This is a genomic window from Streptomyces sp. NPDC018964, assembly GCF_044390325.1.
GTDB lineage: Bacteria > Actinomycetota > Actinomycetes > Streptomycetales > Streptomycetaceae > Streptomyces.
The window spans coordinates 22,819-40,910 of sequence record NZ_JBIRYZ010000009.1; the positions used below are offsets into that span (position 1 = coordinate 22,819).

The 18,092-nt window shown below is 73.3% G+C and carries 19 protein-coding genes; 9 read left to right on the plus strand and 10 right to left on the minus strand.

The window, feature by feature from the left end; translation table 11 throughout:
- Positions 1-7: 7 nt before the first annotated feature.
- Positions 8-709 carry a FadR/GntR family transcriptional regulator gene (locus tag ACH5AO_RS17040; protein WP_398925294.1) on the minus strand — a complete coding sequence of 234 codons (702 nt, stop codon included), beginning with the start codon at positions 707-709 and terminating at the stop codon, positions 8-10.
- Between the two features lie 180 nt (positions 710-889).
- On the opposite strand from ACH5AO_RS17040, the gene ACH5AO_RS17045 reads away from it, so the two are divergent.
- From ACH5AO_RS17045 to ACH5AO_RS17060, 4 genes are read left to right on the plus strand one after another with little or no spacing between them, the layout of a single operon-like run.
- A complete protein-coding gene (locus ACH5AO_RS17045) occupies positions 890-2,236 on the plus strand; it encodes an enolase C-terminal domain-like protein (RefSeq protein ID WP_398925296.1) in 1,347 nt (448 codons plus the stop codon).
- Positions 2,233-2,988 carry an SDR family NAD(P)-dependent oxidoreductase gene (locus tag ACH5AO_RS17050; RefSeq protein WP_398925298.1) on the plus strand — a complete coding sequence of 252 codons (756 nt, stop codon included), beginning with the start codon at positions 2,233-2,235 and terminating at the stop codon, positions 2,986-2,988. The genes ACH5AO_RS17045 and ACH5AO_RS17050 overlap by 4 nt, the downstream gene beginning before the upstream one ends.
- Positions 2,985-3,962, plus strand: a complete 978-nt coding sequence (locus ACH5AO_RS17055; RefSeq protein WP_398925300.1) for an aldo/keto reductase — start codon at positions 2,985-2,987, stop codon at positions 3,960-3,962. The genes ACH5AO_RS17050 and ACH5AO_RS17055 overlap by 4 nt, the downstream gene beginning before the upstream one ends.
- The gene (locus tag ACH5AO_RS17060) at positions 3,959-4,798 is read left to right on the plus strand and encodes an amidohydrolase family protein (RefSeq protein WP_398925302.1); all 840 of its coding nucleotides are present in this window, start codon (positions 3,959-3,961) and stop codon (positions 4,796-4,798) included. Before ACH5AO_RS17055 ends, ACH5AO_RS17060 begins: the two co-directional genes overlap by 4 nt.
- Here the strand turns inward: ACH5AO_RS17060 and ACH5AO_RS17065 are convergent.
- Complete coding sequence (locus ACH5AO_RS17065) at positions 4,786-6,207, minus strand: lipase maturation factor family protein (RefSeq protein ID WP_398925304.1); 1,422 nt, start codon at positions 6,205-6,207, stop codon at positions 4,786-4,788. The two genes, ACH5AO_RS17060 and ACH5AO_RS17065, sit on opposite strands and share 13 nt — an antisense overlap.
- 144 nt (positions 6,208-6,351) lie before the next feature.
- Here ACH5AO_RS17065 and ACH5AO_RS17070 point away from each other — a divergent pair, with 144 nt between their 5' ends.
- On the plus strand, positions 6,352-8,448 hold the full coding sequence (locus ACH5AO_RS17070) for a SpoIIE family protein phosphatase (protein WP_398925306.1): 2,097 nt from the start codon (positions 6,352-6,354) through the stop codon (positions 8,446-8,448).
- Positions 8,449-8,487: 39 nt separating this feature from the next.
- Here the strand turns inward: ACH5AO_RS17070 and ACH5AO_RS17075 are convergent, their stop codons facing one another.
- From ACH5AO_RS17075 to ACH5AO_RS17085, 3 genes are all read right to left on the minus strand, one after another.
- Positions 8,488-9,141, minus strand: a complete 654-nt coding sequence (locus ACH5AO_RS17075; RefSeq protein WP_398925308.1) for a zf-HC2 domain-containing protein — start codon at positions 9,139-9,141, stop codon at positions 8,488-8,490.
- 151 nt (positions 9,142-9,292) lie between these two features.
- The gene (locus tag ACH5AO_RS17080) at positions 9,293-9,814 is read right to left on the minus strand and encodes a hypothetical protein (RefSeq protein WP_398925310.1); all 522 of its coding nucleotides are present in this window, start codon (positions 9,812-9,814) and stop codon (positions 9,293-9,295) included.
- Positions 9,815-9,950: 136 nt separating this feature from the next.
- The gene (locus ACH5AO_RS17085) at positions 9,951-10,496 is read right to left on the minus strand and encodes a sigma-70 family RNA polymerase sigma factor (protein WP_398925312.1); all 546 of its coding nucleotides are present in this window, start codon (positions 10,494-10,496) and stop codon (positions 9,951-9,953) included.
- A 211-nt stretch (positions 10,497-10,707) separates the two neighbouring features.
- Between ACH5AO_RS17085 and ACH5AO_RS17090 the strand changes: the two genes are divergently transcribed.
- Positions 10,708-11,862 (plus strand): CapA family protein, encoded by a 1,155-nt coding sequence (locus ACH5AO_RS17090; RefSeq protein ID WP_398925314.1) that lies wholly within the window; start codon positions 10,708-10,710, stop codon positions 11,860-11,862.
- 6 nt (positions 11,863-11,868) lie between these two features.
- Here ACH5AO_RS17090 and ACH5AO_RS17095 read toward each other — a convergent pair whose 3' ends face one another.
- Together ACH5AO_RS17095 and ACH5AO_RS17100 are read right to left on the minus strand one after the other, a co-directional pair.
- A complete protein-coding gene (locus ACH5AO_RS17095) occupies positions 11,869-12,141 on the minus strand; it encodes a hypothetical protein (protein ID WP_398925316.1) in 273 nt (90 codons plus the stop codon).
- A 12-nt stretch (positions 12,142-12,153) separates the two neighbouring features.
- Complete coding sequence (locus ACH5AO_RS17100) at positions 12,154-12,615, minus strand: universal stress protein (RefSeq protein WP_398925318.1); 462 nt, start codon at positions 12,613-12,615, stop codon at positions 12,154-12,156.
- A gap of 146 nt (positions 12,616-12,761) precedes the next feature.
- Between ACH5AO_RS17100 and ACH5AO_RS17105 the strand changes: the two genes are divergently transcribed.
- Entirely contained in the window at positions 12,762-13,598 is an 837-nt protein-coding gene (locus tag ACH5AO_RS17105) for a polysaccharide deacetylase family protein (RefSeq protein ID WP_398925320.1), read from the plus strand.
- Between the two features lie 28 nt (positions 13,599-13,626).
- On the opposite strand, the gene ACH5AO_RS17110 is transcribed toward ACH5AO_RS17105, so the two are convergent.
- Positions 13,627-14,295 carry a class F sortase gene (locus ACH5AO_RS17110; protein WP_398925322.1) on the minus strand — a complete coding sequence of 223 codons (669 nt, stop codon included), beginning with the start codon at positions 14,293-14,295 and terminating at the stop codon, positions 13,627-13,629.
- Positions 14,296-14,629: 334 nt separating this feature from the next.
- On the opposite strand from ACH5AO_RS17110, the gene ACH5AO_RS17115 reads away from it, so the two are divergent.
- The gene (locus tag ACH5AO_RS17115; protein ID WP_398790519.1) at positions 14,630-15,127 is read left to right on the plus strand and encodes a hypothetical protein; all 498 of its coding nucleotides are present in this window, start codon (positions 14,630-14,632) and stop codon (positions 15,125-15,127) included.
- 101 nt (positions 15,128-15,228) lie between these two features.
- Here ACH5AO_RS17115 and ACH5AO_RS17120 read toward each other — a convergent pair whose 3' ends face one another.
- Positions 15,229-15,993 (minus strand): DUF4239 domain-containing protein, encoded by a 765-nt coding sequence (locus ACH5AO_RS17120; protein ID WP_398925324.1) that lies wholly within the window; start codon positions 15,991-15,993, stop codon positions 15,229-15,231.
- A gap of 36 nt (positions 15,994-16,029) precedes the next feature.
- Positions 16,030-16,158 carry a hypothetical protein gene (locus ACH5AO_RS17125; RefSeq protein WP_398925326.1) on the minus strand — a complete coding sequence of 43 codons (129 nt, stop codon included), beginning with the start codon at positions 16,156-16,158 and terminating at the stop codon, positions 16,030-16,032.
- Between the two features lie 673 nt (positions 16,159-16,831).
- Here ACH5AO_RS17125 and ACH5AO_RS17130 point away from each other — a divergent pair.
- Positions 16,832-17,770, plus strand: a complete 939-nt coding sequence (locus tag ACH5AO_RS17130; protein WP_398925795.1) for an SCO0930 family lipoprotein — start codon at positions 16,832-16,834, stop codon at positions 17,768-17,770.
- Positions 17,771-18,092: the final 322 nt, after the last annotated feature.

The window sequence follows — 18,092 nt, forward strand, 5'->3', positions numbered from 1 at the left end:
GACCGGCTCAGTCCCGCAACCGGGCGCGCAGCCACTCCTCCACCGCGCCCACGTGCGCGGCCGCCGCCGCCCGCGCCGCCTCCGGATCGCGGGCGGCCAGGGCACGGTGGATCGCTGCGTGTTCGCGCCGGGTGCGGGCGAAGGCGCCCTCCTCCTGGTGGCCGCGCCGGACCCGCGCCCGGAAGGTGCGCGAGGACAGGCCCTCCAGCATCGCGGCCATCGTCTCGTTGCCGGCGGCCGCCGCGATCTCGCGGTGGAAGGCCAGGTCGTGGGCGAGGATCTCCTCCGGATCGTCGGTGGCGTTCATCGCCGCCAGGTGCTTCTCGACCTCGGCCAGCCGGTCCGCGGTGATCCGCGCGGCGGCCAGCGCGGTCGCCGTCGACTCCAGGACGCGGCGCACCTCCAACAGCTCGACCAGGCGCGGCCCCCGGGACAGATCGGCCACCACCCCGAACGTCTCCAGCAGGTCCCCTGCCTCCAGCCGGGTGACGTAGATGCCCGAGCCGTGCCGGGCCTCGACCACGCCCAGCACCGTGAGCGCGCGGATCGCCTCCCGCATCGAACTGCGGGAGATGCCCAGCCGGACGGCGAGGTCCCGCTCGGTGGGCAACCGCTCACCGGGCTCCAGCTCGCCCTCGCGGATCATCGTCGTGATCCGCTCGATGGCGCGCTGCGTCACCGTGCCCTTCCGCGGGGCCGTCTCCTCCACGCCACTCCTCCACTCACCCGGTCCGCCGCAGTCTAACGACCAGAGTGGTCGGACCAACAGGGACGGAAAAGCGAAAGATCCGCGCGCGGGACTGTTCCGCCCGCCAAGTGGTCTGATAAGTATGCGGCCGTGCCCCGGACTGACGCCCTACCGTCCCCGTCGCCCGCCGAAAGGTCCCCCGTGCCCTTGCCACCCGCCCGCATCACCGCCGTCGACACCTACGACATCCGGTTCCCCACCTCGCGCGAGCTCGACGGCTCCGACGCCATGAACCCCGACCCCGACTACTCGGCGGCCTACGTCGTCCTGCGCACCGACGCCGCCGACGGACACGAGGGGCACGGGTTCGCGTTCACCATCGGGCGGGGCAACGACGTCCAGGTCGCCGCGATCGAAGCGCTCCGCGGCCACCTCGTCGGACGCTCCGCCGACGAACTCTGCGCCGACCCCTCCGTCCTGAACCGCGCCCTGACCGGCGACAGCCAGCTGCGCTGGCTCGGACCCGAGAAGGGCGTGATGCACATGGCGGTCGGGGCCGTCGTCAACGCCCTGTGGGACCTGGCCGCCAAACGCGCGGACAAGCCGCTGTGGCGACTGCTCGCCGAGGCCGACCCCGCCTGGCTGGTCCGCCAGATCGACTTCCGCCACCTCACCGACGCCCTCACCCCCGAAGAGGCCCTCGCCCTCCTGCGCCGCGGCCGGGAGGGCGCCGAGGAGCGCACCGCCCTGCTGCTGGAGCGCGGCTACCCCGCCTACACCACCTCGCCCGGCTGGCTCGGCTACGACGACGGGAAACTCACCCGGCTCGCCGCACAGGCGGTCGCCGACGGCTTCCGCCAGATCAAGCTCAAGGTCGGTGCCGACCTCGACGACGACCTGAGGCGCTGCCGGGCCGCCCGCGCGGCCGTCGGACCGGACGTGCGGATCGCGATCGACGCCAACCAGCGCTGGGACGTGGACGAGGCGATCCGCTGGACCAAGGCCCTCGCCGGGTTCGACCCGTACTGGATCGAGGAGCCCACCAGCCCCGACGACATCCTCGGCCACGCCGCGATCCGCCGCGCCGTCGCCCCGGTGAAGGTGGCCACCGGCGAGCACGCGCAGAACCGGATCGTCTTCAAGCAGCTCCTCCAGGCCGGCGCCGTCGACATCGTCCAGATCGACGCGGCCCGCGTCGGCGGGGTCCCCGAGAACCTGGCGATCCTGCTGCTCGCCGCCAAGTACGGCGTCCCCGTCTGCCCGCACGCCGGCGGGGTCGGCCTGTGCGAACTCGTCCAGCACCTGTCGATGTTCGACTACGTGGCCCTGACCGGCACCACCGAGGACCGGGTCATCGAGTACGTCGATCACCTGCACGACCACTTCCTCGCCCCGGTGGTGATCCGCGACGGCCACTACACGGCACCCCTCACGCCCGGCTTCTCCGCCGCCATGCGGCCCGAGTCCCTGGCGCGCTACACCTATCCCGACGGCGGCTTCTGGGCAGCCGACCCGGACACCCACAAGGAGAAGGAGCGGACCGCATGAGCGACTTCGAGGGCCTGACGGCCCTGGTGACCGGTGGCGCCTCCGGCATCGGCCGGGCCACGGCGGACCTCCTCGCGGAGCGCGGCGCCACCGTGGCCGTCCTCGATCTCGACCCCTCGACGGTCGGCGAACCCCTCACCGGACACCGCGCCGACGTCACCGACGACGCCTCGGTGCGCGCGGCGGTGGCCGCCGCCGTCGACGGCCTGGGCGGCCTCGACATACTGGTCAACAACGCCGGCATCGGCGCTCGAGGAACGGTGGAGACCAACTCCGACGAGGAGTGGCACCGCGTCTTCGACGTCAACGTCCTCGGCATGGTCCGCACCGCCCGCGCCTGCCTGCCGCACCTGCGCACCTCCGCGCACGCCGCGATCGTCAACACCTGCTCCATCGCCGCCACCGCCGGGCTGCCGCAGCGGGCCCTGTACAGCGCCACCAAGGGCGCCGTGTACTCCCTCACCCTCGCCATGGCCGCCGACCACGTCCGCGAGGGCATCCGCGTCAACTGCGTCAACCCGGGCACCGTCGACACTCCCTGGATCGGCCGGCTGCTGGACGCGGCCGACGACCCGGCCGCCGAACGCGCCGCCCTCGAGGCCCGCCAGCCCGTCGGCCGCCTGGTCTCGGCCGCCGAGGTCGCCGGTGCCATCGCCTACCTGGCGAGCCCGCTGTCCGGCGCGACCACCGGCACGGCCCTCGCGGTCGACGGCGGCATGCAGGGACTGCGGCCGCGCCCGGAGAGCCGGTGAACCGGCGACGGCTCGGCCGCAGCCGCGTCGAGGTCACCGCCCTGGCCTTCGGGTCCTCCGGCATCGGCAACCTGTACACCGAGGTCGGCGAGGAGGAGGCGTACGAGGCGGTACAGGCCGCCTGGCAGCGCGGCATCCGCTCCTTCGACACCGCCCCGCACTACGGCCTCGGCCTCGCCGAACGCCGTCTCGGCGCCGCCCTGCGCGAGTATCCGCGCGACGAGTTCACCGTGTCCACGAAGGTGGGCCGCCGCCTCGAACCCTCCCACGCCGGCGGCGACGACCTCGCCCACGGCTTCGCCGTCCCCGCCACCCACCGCCGCGTCTGGGACTTCAGCGCCGACGGCGTACGCCGCACCCTGGAGGCGAGCCTGGAACGCCTCGGCCTGGACCGGGTCGACACCGTCTACCTCCACGACCCCGACGACCACGCCGAACAGGCCTTCCGCGAGGGCTACCCGGCCCTGGAGAGGCTCCGCGCGGAGGGCGTCGTCGGGGCGATCGGCGCCGGCATGAACCAGACCGCGATGCTCACCCGCTTCGTCCGCGACACCGACGTCGACGTCGTCCTGTGCGCCGGCCGCCACACCCTGCTCGACCACAGCGCCCTGACCGGCCTGCTGCCCGCCGCCCTGGAACACGGCACCTCCGTCGTCGTCGGCGGCGCCTTCAACTCCGGTCTGCTCGCGGACCCCAGGCCGGGAGCGACGTACGACTACGCTCCGGCCCCCGCCGGGCTGCTGGACCGCGCCCTGCGGCTGAAGGAGGCCGCCGAGCGGCACGGCAGCACCCTGCGCGCCGCCGCCCTGGCCTACTGCGCCGCCCACCCGGCGGTCGCGAGCGTGCTGGTCGGCGCCCGCTCGGCCGCCGAGGTCCACGACTGCGCCGACCGGTTCGCGGCCCCGGTGCCCGCCGCCCTCTGGCGGGAACTGCGCGCCACCGGCCTGCTGCCGTCCGAGGAGGAGCTGCCGTGACCGTCGACGCGCACCACCACGTCTGGGACCTGTCCGTCCGCGACCAGGACTGGCTCACCGGCCCCGGACTCCGGCCACTGCGGCGGAACTTCGGCCTGTCCGACCTCACACCCGAGGCGAGCGCGGCCGGTGTCGGCCGCACCGTCCTGGTGCAGACCGTCACGGTCCCCGGGGAGACCCCCGAACTGCTGGCGCTCGCCGAGGCCCACGAGCTGGTCGCCGGGGTCGTCGGCTGGACCGACCTCACCCGCCCTGACGTCGCCGACGAGCTGGCCCGGCTGCGGGCGCTGCCCGGCGGGCGGTACCTGAAGGGCGTCCGCCACCAGGTGCAGGGCGAACCCGACCCCGGATGGCTGCTGCGCCCGGACGTACGGCGCGGACTCGCCGTCGTGGCCGACGCGGGCCTGGCCTACGACCTCGTGGTCCTGCCGCACCAGCTGCCGGCCTGCGCGGCGGCGGCCGCCGCGTCGCCCCGGCTCACCTTCGTCCTGGACCACCTGGGCAAGCCGCCCGTCGCCTCGGGCGCGCTCGAACCCTGGGCGTCCGACGTCCGTGCCCTGGCGGCGCTGCCCAACACGGTGTGCAAGCTCTCCGGCCTGGTCACCGAGGCCGACCGGGACTCCTGGACCGTCGACGACCTGCGCCCGTACGCCGACGTCGTCCTGGACGCCTTCGGGCCCGGCCGGCTGATGTTCGGCTCGGACTGGCCGGTGTGCACCCTCGCGGCGGGGTACGGCGACGTCCTCGCCACCGCGCGGGCGCTGACCGGGAGCCTCGACGCCACCGAGCGCCGCCGGCTCTTCGAGACCACCGCCACTCGCGTCTACGGCCTCTGAGCCGGCCCCGTCAGCCGGGTCGGCGGCAGGAACTCCCGCACGTACGTCCGCTCCCAGCACGCGCCCGTCTCCCGCAGCTCCCGCCACGTCGTGTAGCGGTAGCGGAAGAGGCGGGCGCGGATGTGCCGGGGCGGCGCGTCCGGAGGGAACGGGGAGCGGCGCAGCAGCCTCAGCGTGTCCCGGTCGCCCTCCAGCAGCCGTTCCACCAGCGCGCCGAACCACGGACTCGCGTACGCGGGCGACAGCGCGGCGAACCACATCAGCCAGTCGAGCCGCAGATGGTACGGCGCGAACTGCCGCGGCCAGCGCCGCGGGTCACCCGGCTTGCCCTTGAACTCGTACTCCCGCCAGCCGGCGTCCTTGCGGGGCACCTCGTCCGCCGTCCCCTCCACGACCACCTCGTACCGGATCCGGCTGACGCTGCCGAACGCCCCGTAGGTGTTGACCAGGTGCAGCGGGTCGAAGGAGCGGTTCATCACCTGGCGGCGGGAGAGCATGTTGCGCACCGGCCGGTAGGAGAGGCCGAGCAGCAGCGCGGACACCGCGAGGACGACCACCACGTACCACAGCGGCGCGCCGGACACCGCCGGCGGACCGGAGGGGAACGCGACCGCCGGCAGGGCCAGCACGATCGTGATCCAGTTCAGCCACGCGAAGTTGCCGGACAGCACCAGCCAGAGCTGGGTGACGATCATCAGCGAGGCGGCCACCGAGGCCACCGGCTGCGGGGCGAACAGCAGGAACGGCACGACGAGCTGGGTGACGTGGTTCGCGGCCACCTCGGCACGGTGCAGCGGCTTCGGCAGGTGGTGGAAGAACCAGCTCAGCGGCCCCGGCATCGGCTGGGTCTCGTGGTGGTGGTCCAGACAGGTCAGCTTCCGCCAGCACTCGTCGCCGCGCATCTTGATCAGCCCCGCGCCGAACTCCACCCGGAACAGGACCCACCGCAGCAGGAACAGCACCACGACCGGCGGCGCCACCTCGTCGTTGCCGAGGAACACGGCCAGGAACCCGACCTCGAGGAGCAGCGACTCCCAGCCGAACGCGTACCAGGTCTGCCCCACGTTGACGACCGACAGGTACAGCACCCACGGCACCAGCCACAGCAGCATCCCGCCCCACAGCGGAAGCAGCGAGTCCACCCCCGCCAGCAGCGCCGCCGACACCGCGCAGCCCGCCCAGGCGCACCCCGCGAAGAACCGGTCCGAGTAGTGCCGGTGGAACAGGCTCGGCGACCTCTTGAACGGCACCCGCTCCACGAAACGCGGCACCGGCAGCATGCCCCGCTCCCCGATCAGCGCACGGAACTGCAGCGCCGCCGTCAGGAACGCGACCAGGTACAGCCCGGCCAGCGCCCGCTGGAAGACCAGCCGGCCCGTCCAGTACTCGGATGCGGTGAACCACTCCACGGCCGCGCTCCCTCCTGCCTCGTCCCACCGGGACGTCCGCGACTCCCCGTATACCACCGGGCGGGCCGCGCGACCCGCGGGCGAGCGGCGCGCGGACGGCGCCCAGCGGTCGAGGAATCGTGTGAATCCTGGCAAGGTGGGCCCATGGCTGATCGGGGAGCGAGCCCCCCGTCACTCCCGGACGACTGGCCGGACCATCCGGATCCGATCCTGGCGCTCAACCGCATGGGCGGCTTCGACTGGGACCTGGACGCCGGGGTGATGCAGATGGACGCCCAGGCGCACGAGATCTTCGACCTGCGCCCCGACGAGTACGACGACCGGCCCGAGTCCCTGGGGAGCCGGATCCCCTCGGGCGAGGTCATGCGCCTGAACACCGTGGTGACGCGGGCGCTGAAGGCGGGCAGCGAGAACTACGGCGCCTACTTCCGCGTCCGCCGCCGCGACGGCTCCCTGCGCTGGACCCACACCCAGGGCTACATCCGCCGGGACGAGAACGGCCGGCCCCGCCGCATCATCGGCATCATCCGGGACGCCACCCAGGAGCTCGGCGACAGCGAGGCCAGACGCGAACAGGCCGCCCAGGAGGACGACCGCCGCCGGCAGACCAACGTCGTCCAGCTCACCACCGCCGCCCTCGCCCACGCCCGCACCGTGCAGGACGTCATCGACGTCCTCAAGGACCCCCACGGCCTCACCCGTCTGGGTGCGGCCAGCCTCGTGATGGGGCTGGTCGAGGCGGGCAGGATCCGGCTCGTCGCGGAGGGCCCCGAGGGCAGCTCCATACCGGGCACCGAGGTCACCGGGATCGAGGAGCCGTACCCGATGAGCGAGGCGGTGCGCACCCTCAGCCCGTGCTTCATCGACTCCCCGGAGGAGTTCGCCGAACGCTATCCGCGGCTGTGGCAGGGCCTCACCGGCCTGGACATCACCTCGGCGGCCTACCTGCCGCTGATCGCCCAGGCCCGCCCCATCGGCGCGATGGGCCTGCTCTACAGCGACCGGCGCGGCTTCACCGCCGAGGAGCGCAACATCCTCGTCGCCCTGGGCAGCAGCATCTCCCAGAGCCTGCAGCGCGCGATGTTCTACGAGCAGGAGATGGACCTCGCCCAGGGGCTGCAGCAGGCCATGCTGCCGCGCACCATTCCCAGCGTGCCCGGCGCCGACCTCGCCGTGCGCTACCGCGCCGCCACCATCGGGGGCTCCTTCGGCCGGGACATCGGCGGCGACTGGTACGACCTGATCCCGCTGCCGGGAGACCGGGTGGGCGCCGTCATCGGCGACGTCCAGGGCCACGACACGCACGCCGCCGCTGTCATGGGCCAGCTGCGCATCGTGCTGCGCGCCTACGCGGCCGAGGGGCACCCGCCGGCCACCGTGATGGCCCGCGCCTCCGTCTTCCTGGACGAGCTCGACACCGACCGCTCCGCGACCTGCCTCTACGCCGAGGCCGACCTGTCCACCGGCGTGCTCCAGGTGGTCCGGGCCGGCCACCTCGACCCGCTGGTGCGCGGCACCGACGGCTCCTGCCGGCGCGTTCCCGTCCCCGGCGGGCTGCCGCTCGGCCTGTCCGCGGAGTTCGGGCGGCTCGACTACCCGGTCGGCACCTTGGAGCTCGACCCGGGCGACACCCTGCTGCTGTGCACCGACGGCCTGGTCGAGCATCCCGGCGCCGACCTCGACGACGGCATGGAGGACCTCGCGGCGCTGGTCGCCGCCGGCCCCGACGACGTACGCGCCCTCGCCGACCGGCTCATCGACCTGGCCGGGGAGCGCGGCGGCGGCGACGACGTGGCGCTGCTCCTGCTGCGCCGCCGTGCCCTGGACGGCGCGCGGCCCGGCGGGCGGCTCAGGCAGCGGGTGACGCCCGGCGACCCGGAGGCGCTCGCCGGGGCCCGGCGCATGATCCGCACGGCGGTGGGCTCCTGGGGCGCGGAGGACCGGGCCGACGAGATCGAGCTGGTCGCCGACGAGATGATCACCAACGTGCTGATGCACACCGAGGGCTCCGCGACCGTCACCCTGCGGGTCCTCGACGGCGGTGAGCGGCGCGTGCGGGTGGAGGTCGAGGACTCCTCCAGCGCCCTGCCGCGCCGCCGGGAGGCGGGCGAGTCGGGCGTCTCCGGACGGGGCCTGTTCCTGATCGAGACGCTCACGGACGCATGGGGCGTGGAGGCGCGCGGCAGCGGCAAGTGCGTATGGGGCGAGTTCGTGCCGGCGAAGGTCTCCACCCCGGCCTGAGCCCGCGCGGGCGCCGCGCACCGTGCTGCCCGTGGGGCCTCACCGGAGCTTCAGCGTCACCAGGTTCTCATCCTCCGCCGTACGCACCTCGTAGCGGGCGATGTCCTCGGGATGCAGGGCGGAGCCGCCGAGCACGGTGTGGGGGCGGGCGTCGTGACGGGGCACGCTCCAGCTGGTCGCCGTCTCCTCGGAGCCGTCCCGGCCGACCACCACCAGACGGCAGGTGCGAGGACCGGCACCGTCCTTGACCTCGATCTCCACGACGCTGCCCCAGGCCTCGTCCTGGGTGGTCACCTGCGCCCACACCCCGGACCGTTCGTCGGTCGCCGCGACGCTCACGGCGCTCCCGCCGTCGTCCCGCGCCGTCACCGCGACGACCGGCGCGGACACCGCGGCCACCACCGAGGCGGCCAGCGCCAGCAGCAGCCGGCGACGCCCCGCGCGGCTGCGGGCCGCCACCTGGGACAGCAGCCGGTCCAGCATCCTCGGGCCGGGCGCGGCCAGCGGGTGCACCAGCCGCGGGGTGGAACTCCGGTACAGCATCAACTGGCGCGCCGCGGGGCCGAATTCGGTGACCTGGACGGCGCACTGAGGGCACTCCATGAGGTGGTCCTCGAAGCGGAACGCATCCGCCTCGTCCAGCACGCCGAGCGCATAGGCGCCGACGTCGCGATGCCTCTCCAGGGACCTCATGCCGAATCCTCGTGCCGTTGGGTGCGGGTGGGGTTACTCCTTGCTCCCATCGGTACGCACCAGGCGGTCGAATCACTCAAGCCGCGTACCGAATCGTAACCAAGGGATTCGGAGCCGACCGGTCCGTGGATTGGTCGGATCGGCGAAGAACCTAGAAAAGATGGATGGCGAGGTGACCGAGCGGCAGCCCGAGCTGCCACGCCGGTGTCCACACCTTGGGTCCCTCGTCCTCGCCGGTCACCGCGCCACCGCCCGGCACCGCGTTCAGGTCGGGCGCGAGCAGCTCCGTCTCCCGCAGCCAGCGCCAGGCCTCCCGGGCCAGCTCCAGGTCCGGGTCCGGCGCGTTCCGGCCGGCCGCGGCGGCCTTTGCGGTCAGCTCCCGCAGGCGCTCCTGCACCCACTCCTGCCACGGCTGGTCGTACGCGGTCAGCGACAGCCAGGTCTCCAGCTGGGTGACCACCCGGATGCCGGACAGCTCGCCGTCGGTGTCGGACAGGAACACGGTCAGCGCCAGCGCCTCCCGCCCCGCGCGGAACTCGAAGGACGTCGGTGGCATCAGATCGCCGCTGCGCAGCAGTTCGTCGGCGATGTACTCGGCGTACAACCAGGCCATGGGGACGGTCAGTTCACCGTCGCCGGTGCCGTCCGTGCTCTCTCGACCTCTGTGCAGCATCCCTTCCTGCCTTCCTCCGGTGCGTGCGCGTCGCCCGAACCCGGGCCCCCGGTCCGGAACACGGATGAGGACAGCCGATTACTCAACCGGGGTGGCCGGCAAGGCGCTTTGCGAAGGTTTGACTCGGCCTTCGGTTTCACCGCATGTCGGAGGCGTATCCGGGGAGCACCCGGCGCAGGGCACGCAGGGCGTAGTACGCGCGGGACTTCACGGTACCGGGCGGAATCCCGAGGGCCGTCGCCGCTTCCGCCACGCTCGCCCCCTGGAAGTACACGAGCACCAGGACGTCACGGTGCTCGGGAGTGAGAGTCTTCACAGCCTCGCGGACGTCGAGCGCGGCCGCGGCCCGCTCGGCGTGGTCGGAGATCACCCGGGCGTTCTCCAGCACGGTGTCCCCGACCTCGGCCGGCCGGGCCTGCCGGGCCCGGCGCGCGTCGATGGCGAGCCGCCGTCCCACGGTGAGCAGCCAGGGCCGTACGGAGTCGAAGTTCTCGGCGCGCAGGGCCTCGGGGTGCTGCCACGCGCGTACCAGGGTCTCCTGGACCAGGTCCTCCGCGCGCTGCCGGTCCCCGTCGCAGAGCCGGAGCAGCAGCGCGAAGAGGGGCCGGCCGTGCTCGCGCTGCAGTGCGGCGAGCTCGTGCTCGGCGGTCGTCCCGTTCATGAGTGTGATTCCGGCCGTCATGGCCGTATGCCAGCGCACGGCGCGACGCGGGGACAGGGCGCGCACAGGAGCGTGCGGCGGACGGTCGATCGCGTCGACGAACGGTTCGACGAACGGTCGGGGCGGGTGTTCGCGCACGCCGGACGGCCTAAAGGGCGTGTCGGAACGACGACGGACGCAAGGAGGCTTTTTACCTGTTCATCCATAAATACGACTACAGCGGGGTGGAGTGATGATCACACGCAGTCGGCGGGTGGCCCTGGTCCTGACCGTCGTCCTCGCCGCGGGCGCCGCCTGCCAGGCCCGCGACCACCGGCCGCCGCGACCGGGGCCTCCGGCCCCATCCGTCGCGGGGCCCCGCGGTTTCACCCTGGTCGCCTCGGGGGACGTGCTGCCCCACGACTCGATCATCGAACGGGCCCGCTACGACGCGGGCGGCGCCGGGTACGACTTCCGGCCGATGCTCTCCGGCGTCCGCTCCGTCGTCGACTCCGCCGATGTGGCGCTCTGCCACATGGAGACCGTGTACGGCGTGGGCGGCGACTACACCGGCCACCCCTTCTTCAAGTCCCCGCCCGAGGTGGCCCGCGGCCTCGCCGCCACCGGCTACGACGGCTGCTCCACCGCCTCCGACCACTCCCTGGACGACGGCGTGGACGGCATCCGCCGCACCCTGGACGCCCTCGACCGGGCCGGTGTGCGCCACGTCGGCTCGGCGCGCACCGAACAGGAGGCCCGTACGGCGACCGTGCTGCGCGCGGGCTCGGCGCGGGTCGCCCACCTCGCCTACACCCACGACACCAACGGCCTCCCGCTGCCGCCGGACCAGCCCTGGGCCGTCAACCTCGTCGACGAGGCGCGGATCGTCGACGACGCGCGGGCCGCCCGCCGGGCCGGAGCCGACGTCGTCGTGGTCTCGCTGCACTGGGGCACCGAATGGCAGGAGGCCCCCGACGAGCGGCAGACCGCCCTCGCCCGTTCGCTCACCGCCTCGGCCACCGGGGGCCGCCCCGACATCGACCTGATCCTCGGCACCCACGCCCATGTCCCGCAGGCCTACGAGAAGGTCAACGGCACCTGGGTGATCTACGGCACGGGTGACCAGATCGCCGGCGAGATGACCGACCACGAGGGTGTCCAGGACCCGCGCGGCAACCAGTCCACCCTGGGCCGCTTCACCTTCGCCCCGCCGAAGCGCCCCGGCGGGCGCTGGGAGGTGATCCGGGCCGAGTTCGTCCCGCAGTTCTTCGACGTGGACGCGGGCCGGGTCGTCAACCTCAACCAGGCGCTCGCCCGGGGCGCCGAGGTGCGGTCCGTGCGCGACCGGATCCGGAACGTGGTGCTGAGCCGGGGCGCGGCGCGGGACGGGCTGGCGATGGGGGAGTGAGGCCCGTCAGCCGAGGCCGACGTGGTCGAGCGCCGCCGGCGGCTCGCCCGGCACCCGCGGACGGGCCGTCACCTCGGCGTCCGTGAGGCCGCCGACCTCCCGCGGGAGCGGGTGCTCGCGCTCCAGGACGGCGGAGGCACCGCACCGCCGCGGACGTCGACCCGCCTGCGGGACCAGGCCCGCGAACTCCGCGTACGACAGCGCGGCGGCGCCGCCGACGACACCGACGGGGGATCGCGACGCCCCCGGAGCGCCCCCGGAGGAAGACACCGCGCGCACACCCGTACGGGACTACGGCACCACTGTCACCGGCCACCGCCCGGCCTTCACCAGCCGCACCGCGACCGAGCCGATGATCCGGTGTCCCGCCTGCTCCGAGGCGCCCACCACCACGGCGTCCGCCTTGAGGTCGTCGGCCGCCTTCACCAGTCCGTTGTAGGGGTCGCCGCGGAAGGTGTGGAACTCCCAGCGGAGGTCGAAGACGCCCTTGACCCGCTCCATCGCGTCCCTGACCTGCGCCACCAGGTCCTCGGCTATCTCCTCGGTCGTGTCCGCCACCGGCGCGCCGAGCGCCGCTCCCGCGGCCAGCACCGGCTGCACGTACACGAGGGCGAGCAGCGCGCCCTGGCGCCGGGCCAGACCGGAGGCGTACGCCGCCGCGCGCAGCGAGGGGTCGGAGCCGTCCACGCCGGCCACGATCACCTTCGGGCCGTCCGTGCCCCGTTCGAACCGATGGGACTGTTGTTCCGTCACGGCAGTGAGGCTATCGGAGTCCGGTGTTCCGGCCTCTACGCGTCCCTCGGCGCCCGTCGTCCCGCACCGCGCCGATCGGGTGAAGTCATGCCGCCACACCGGTGTCACCGGGGTGCGCCGGTCCTCGGCGGGGCGACTGATGAGTCATGCGGAATGATCAGTTGCCGATCCGGCGCCGGGTCCTGCTCGCCGGTGCCGTCTCCCTGGGCGCCGCCGGTGCGGCCGCGGTGTTCGCGCCGGGCGTCGGGAAGCGTGCCGCGTCCACGCCGCCGCCGGCCGCCGGCGCCCGGGCGGCCCGCCCGCTCAGGCCCTCCGAGTACCGGCTGAGGCCCCTGACCGGCTACGGCCCGCCGCGCGCCCCGCACGGCAGGACGCCGGTACGGCGCGCGCCGCTGCTGCGCGTGCCCGGAGACGGCCGCACCATGGTGTTGAGCTTCGACGACGGACCCGACCCCCGCTACACCCCGCACGTCCTCGACACCCTGGCCCGGTACGGAGTGCGGGCGATGTTCTTCGTGTGCGGGGAGATGGCGGTCGGCAACCAGGACCTGCTGGCCCGGATGGCCGACGAAGGGCACGTGGTCGGCAACCACACCTGGACCCACCCCCTGCTCACCCGGCTGCGGCGCGCCCGGATCCGCTCCGAGATGGAACGCACCAGCGACGTCGTCGAGAAGGCCTGCGGCGAGCGCCCCGAGTGGTTCCGCGCGCCCTACGGCGCCTGGAACCGCGCCGCCTTCCAGCTCGGCGCCGAACTGGGCATGGAATCGCTGGCCTGGACGGTGGACACCCTCGACTGGACCGAGCCCGGCACCCGCACCATCGTCGAGCGGGTGGAGGACGGCGCCGCCCCCGGCGTCGTGGTGCTCTCGCACGACGCCGGGGGCGACCGCTCGCAGAGCGTGCGGGCCCTGCGCGCCTATCTGCCCCGGCTGCTGGACTCCGGGTACCACGTCACCGTGCCCCGCCGGCAGTACGTCTGAGCGGGGCCCGTCCGGACGCGGGACCCGCTCAGCGGACCTCGGCCAGCCGGGCGAAGGCGACCACGTTCCCGTCGTAGCCGGTCTGCTGGGAGAAACCGCCGCCGCAGGTGATGACCCGCAGTTCCGCGGCCCCCTTGGAGGCGTAGACCCGGTCGCCGGGGAAGTTGTTCTTCGCGAAGACCTCGATGCCGTAGATCTCGAACACGGCGGTCTTCCCGTCCTTGCGGACGATCTCGACGCGGTTTCCCTTCTTCAGCGCCCCGAGCCCGTAGAACACGGCAGGTCCCTGCGCGTTGTCGACGTGGCCGACGACGACCGCCGTGCCCTTCTCGCCCGGTGAGACGGCGCCGGTGAACCAGCCCGCCAGATTGGGGTCCTGGGGCGGCGGCGCGTCCACCCAGCCCTGCGCGTCCAGGCCCACCGGGATGACGGGCGCGTCCACCTGGATCCCCGGGATCAGGACCCGGTCCGGGACCGCGTACGGCAGCGGTCCCACCGCCGCGGCCGTGGCGGGAGCGGGCATCCGGCTGTCGGCGGCGGCCGCGGCGGCCGGCTGCGGCGGGCCCTCGTCGAATTCCCCCGAACCGTTCCGGATGAGCGCGAGGCCGGTGAGTAGAACCAGTGCTATCACCCCCCAGGGAGCGCGCTTCTTCCGCCGTGCCTCCCATTCGGCTTCGGCCGGCTCGAAAGCAGACATTCGCCTTCCCCTCTCGACACGGCCGTCGCCGTACCACTCGCGCATGAGGAAAACGCTAAGTGCCGCGTGCGCGACCGGCGACGGGGCGGCGGCGAACGGGTGGCCCGGACACGGCCGGGTGCGCCATCCGAGGAGGTACCGGACGAAGATTTTCTGACGGTCCGTGACCTGCGGCGATATCCCCTCTCGCGGTTTTCCGCGCGGGGTTCGCCTCACCGGTACGGACCATTCCCGAAATGCGGTCGTGCGCAGGACAACTGAGGGTCTTTCCGGGAGACGCTTTCTCGCCGATCGACCGGGAACGGGACCCGGGGCGTCTTCCGCGGAGGATCACATGCGCAATCCACGTGCCCTGGCGGCCGCCGGTGCCGCGGTCGCCGTCCTCGGGGTCGCCGCCCCGGCGGCGGTCGCCGACGCCGGCCGGGTTCCCAGCCCGTCCAACATCGTCGCCCTGCCCAGCGTCATCGCCCGCGGCGGCCAGCTGACCATCACGGTCGACGGCTGCCCCAACGGCGGCACGGCGACCTCCAACGCCTTCCCCCGGACGGAACTGACGCCCATCAGCGGTGCCAACGACACCTCCAAGGGCGTCGCCACCATCGACGCCGACGCCCGCCCCGGCCCCTACGACATCACGGTCCACTGCTCCGGCCGGAGCCTGACCCGGCCGGCCGCCTTCACCGTCATCGGCGGGGTCCGCGGCGGCATCGGCGGCAGCAGCACCATCGGGGCGACCCCGACCGACATGGCCATCGGCGGGGCCCTGGTGACCGCCGCGGTCGTCGGTAGCGGTGTCTTCTGGATGCGCCGCCGCGCCGAGAAGCGGATCTGAACCGCTGTCCCCTCCGGGCCGCCGTTTCGCACGGGTTCGCACGCCGCTCGCCCCGGATCCCGCGGGATCCGGGGCGGCGCTCTGTTCCCCCACGGCTGCCGTCAGCCCTCGATGTGCGGGAAGAGCCGCAGGAACGGGTCCGTCGACGCGGCGAGGCCCCGGCCGTAGGGGGCGTCGAAGTCCCAGATGAGGAAGAGCAGGAAGGCGATCAGCGCGGAGAACAGCCCGGCGAGGACCATTTCCCGGGTGGTGCGCCGGATCTGCAGCGCGAAGATCATCCCGATGGTGATGACGGCCCCGGAGATCAGCCCGAACCACACCACGCCCGGCATGGTCTCCCCGGTCGACTCGGCCCGCGCGCTGCGCGCCTCGTCGGCGGCGGCCACCTGGTCCACGAGCGGCTGGTAGGCCTGCGCCTCGAAGTCCGTCCGCGGCTCGTAGTCGGTGACGTCCCGGCGGACCCGGTCGAGCAGGTCGGTGCCGCGCTCGGTGACCCGGCCCTCGTCGGTCATGGTCCGCCACTCGGTGGTGACGACGTGTCCGACATAGGCGTTGACATCGTCCCGGATGCGGTCACGCACCTCCGCGGGGTAGACCCGTACCCGCTCGGTGATCTCGTGCAGGGCCACCGCCTCCGTCCGTACGTGCTCCTGGGCGGCGCTGCGTCCCTCCCAGACGCCGGCGATGGCGAGACCCAGGACGATGGCGTACACCACGCCGATCCACATCGTCATGTACTCGATGACGTCCGGGGTCTCGCTGGGATCCTCGTCGTCGGCCGCCCTGCGGTGCCGTACCAGGGTGATGACCACCACGACGACACAGGCGGCGAGCATCGCGAGGGTGAGAACAAGCCATTCCGACAAGAGGTGCCTCCAGAAGGGGTCGGATCGGTCCGCGCCTCAGCGCGGACGCAGCGCGGCGACGGCGACCACGGCGGGTGTCGTGATGAGCAGGACGAAGGTGAGCGGAGACGTGGCGCCGCCGGAGGGCCGCCGGGCCGGGGCCGCTCGGTACCGCGGGTAGTGCACGGGTGTCACGGACGGACGCGGCTCCGGTGCGGCCGACGGTTCCGGAGCCGGTGACGGCGGCGGCGAGGGGCGCGGGCGCGGCGGCGGGGTGGGAACCGGCGCCGGACGGGCGGCCGGTGGTGTCGGGCGGGGGGCCGGTGGTGCCGGGCGGGGGGCCGGCGGGGGCGGTGGCTCGGGGGGCGGGGTCGGGCGCGGCTTCGGTGGCGGTGGTGGCGGTGTGGGCTCGGGCGGGGGCGGAGGCTTCGGAGAGGGCGTGGGCGTGGGCGTGGGTGTGGGCGTGGGGGACGGTGGCGGCGGTGAGCAGACCGGGGGGTCGGTCCAGGTGACGTGCCCCGCGACCGCCACCGCCTCCGTGCCGCCCGGCCCCGTCGAGGCGTACGCGCAGGAGTCGGCCACGGCCGTGCCGGGTGCGCCGACGAGCGCCCAGACCAGCGTCGTCACGGCCAACGCGCGTGCGGTGGCGCGGGATTGGGTCGGTACGAGTGCTTGCACGTGGAGGATCATGAGGCGTGCGCCGCCGGGCCACGCCCGGGAGCCCGGTGATTGCCCCGAAGGAGTTAACAAAAGAAATCCGGGCCACCGTTGAACACGACCTGTGCTCCCGTGCGTACCCATCGTCGAGCGGCGGCACAGCAGGGCGCTGCAACACCCTTGCGATGATGTGGAGTTGACGATGAAGACCTCCTGGCGGACCGCCTCGCTGGTGGCGAGCGCCGCGGCGGTGCTGGCCCTGACCACGGCGTGCGGGCAGGAGAGCCCGCAGTCCCCCTCCAGCCAGAACGTCGGTGCCACGGCCGGGGCCGGGGACCTCGGCAGCATCGGCACCGGCGCGGGCCAGGCGGGAGGCGGCGGTACACAGGCATCGGCGGCACCCTCCGACACGGCGGGCGAGCTGAACGTCTCCACCAACGCCGAACTGGGCAAGGTGGTGACCGACAACCTCGGTCTGACCCTGTACCGCTTCGACCAGGACACCGCCGAGCCGCCCGCGTCCAACTGCGAGGACGACTGCGCCAAGACCTGGCCGCCGGTGCCCGCCGACGACGCCTCGGCGGGCGAGGGCATCGACAAGGCGCTGCTCGGATCGGTCGACCGGGCCGACGGCACCAAACAGCTCACCGTCGCCGGCTGGCCGGTCTACCGCTACGTCAAGGACGTCAACGCCGGTGACGTCAAGGGCCAGGGCGTGGGCGGCAAGTGGTTCGCGCTGAACCCCGAGGGCAAGAAGGCGCAGGCCGCCGACCAGCCGGGGCTCTCCACCCGCGAGGACCCGAAGCTGGGCGAGATCGTCGTCGACGGGAACGGCATGACCGTCTACCGCTTCATGAAGGACGAGGCCTGGCCGAAACCCGTGTCCGCCTGCACCGGCGCCTGCCTGGAGAAGTGGCCGGTGGTCCCGCCGGTCGACTTCGAGGACACCGAGGGCATCCAGAAGAAGGGCTACATGACCTTCACCCGCCCGGACGGCGCCGACCAGCAGACGATCAACTGCTGGCCCATCTACACCTTCGCCGGTGACAAGGCTCCCGGCGACACCAACGGTCAGGGCGTCGGCGGCACCTGGTACGCCGTACGGCCCGACGGAAAGCCGGTCGGCGCGCCGGAGAAATAACAACCTCCCAGGGTGTCGTCCGCTCCGGACGCCGCCGGCCGCGTGTCCGCCCCTCCGCCGCTCGCGGAGGGGCGGACCGTTTTGCCGTGATGCACCGGTACGCATGGAATCATCGGAGCTTCTCTCCGCGTACCTTTCCGCGTACCTTTCCGCGTACCTCCCGGCGTGCCGGAACTCTCCGGAACGTCATGGACGCGTGTCGTCACGCTTTCGCGGTGGCCGAACAGGCACGTGCCACTGGCAGTGACCGGGAACGGACGGTCAATTTCCGTTTGGGGTCGCTCCTTTGGCGGACGATCAGTAGCCTCTGCTCGAACACCGG

Bases quoted from the DNA above. Each gene is read 5' to 3' on its own strand.
- ACH5AO_RS17050 (WP_398925298.1), top strand. From the start codon at position 2,233: ATGAGCGACTTCGAGGGCCTGACGGCCCTGGTGACCGGTGGCGCCTCC.
- ACH5AO_RS17070 (WP_398925306.1), top strand. From the start codon at position 6,352: ATGGCTGATCGGGGAGCGAGCCCCCCGTCACTCCCGGACGACTGGCCG.
- ACH5AO_RS17075 (WP_398925308.1), bottom strand. From the start codon at position 9,141: ATGAGGTCCCTGGAGAGGCATCGCGACGTCGGCGCCTATGCGCTCGGC.
- ACH5AO_RS17080 (WP_398925310.1), bottom strand. From the start codon at position 9,814: ATGCTGCACAGAGGTCGAGAGAGCACGGACGGCACCGGCGACGGTGAA.
- ACH5AO_RS17085 (WP_398925312.1), bottom strand. From the start codon at position 10,496: ATGACGGCCGGAATCACACTCATGAACGGGACGACCGCCGAGCACGAG.
- ACH5AO_RS17090 (WP_398925314.1), top strand. From the start codon at position 10,708: ATGATCACACGCAGTCGGCGGGTGGCCCTGGTCCTGACCGTCGTCCTC.
- ACH5AO_RS17105 (WP_398925320.1), top strand. From the start codon at position 12,762: ATGCGGAATGATCAGTTGCCGATCCGGCGCCGGGTCCTGCTCGCCGGT.
- ACH5AO_RS17110 (WP_398925322.1), bottom strand. From the start codon at position 14,295: ATGTCTGCTTTCGAGCCGGCCGAAGCCGAATGGGAGGCACGGCGGAAG.
- ACH5AO_RS17115 (WP_398790519.1), top strand. From the start codon at position 14,630: ATGCGCAATCCACGTGCCCTGGCGGCCGCCGGTGCCGCGGTCGCCGTC.
- ACH5AO_RS17130 (WP_398925795.1), top strand. From the start codon at position 16,832: ATGAAGACCTCCTGGCGGACCGCCTCGCTGGTGGCGAGCGCCGCGGCG.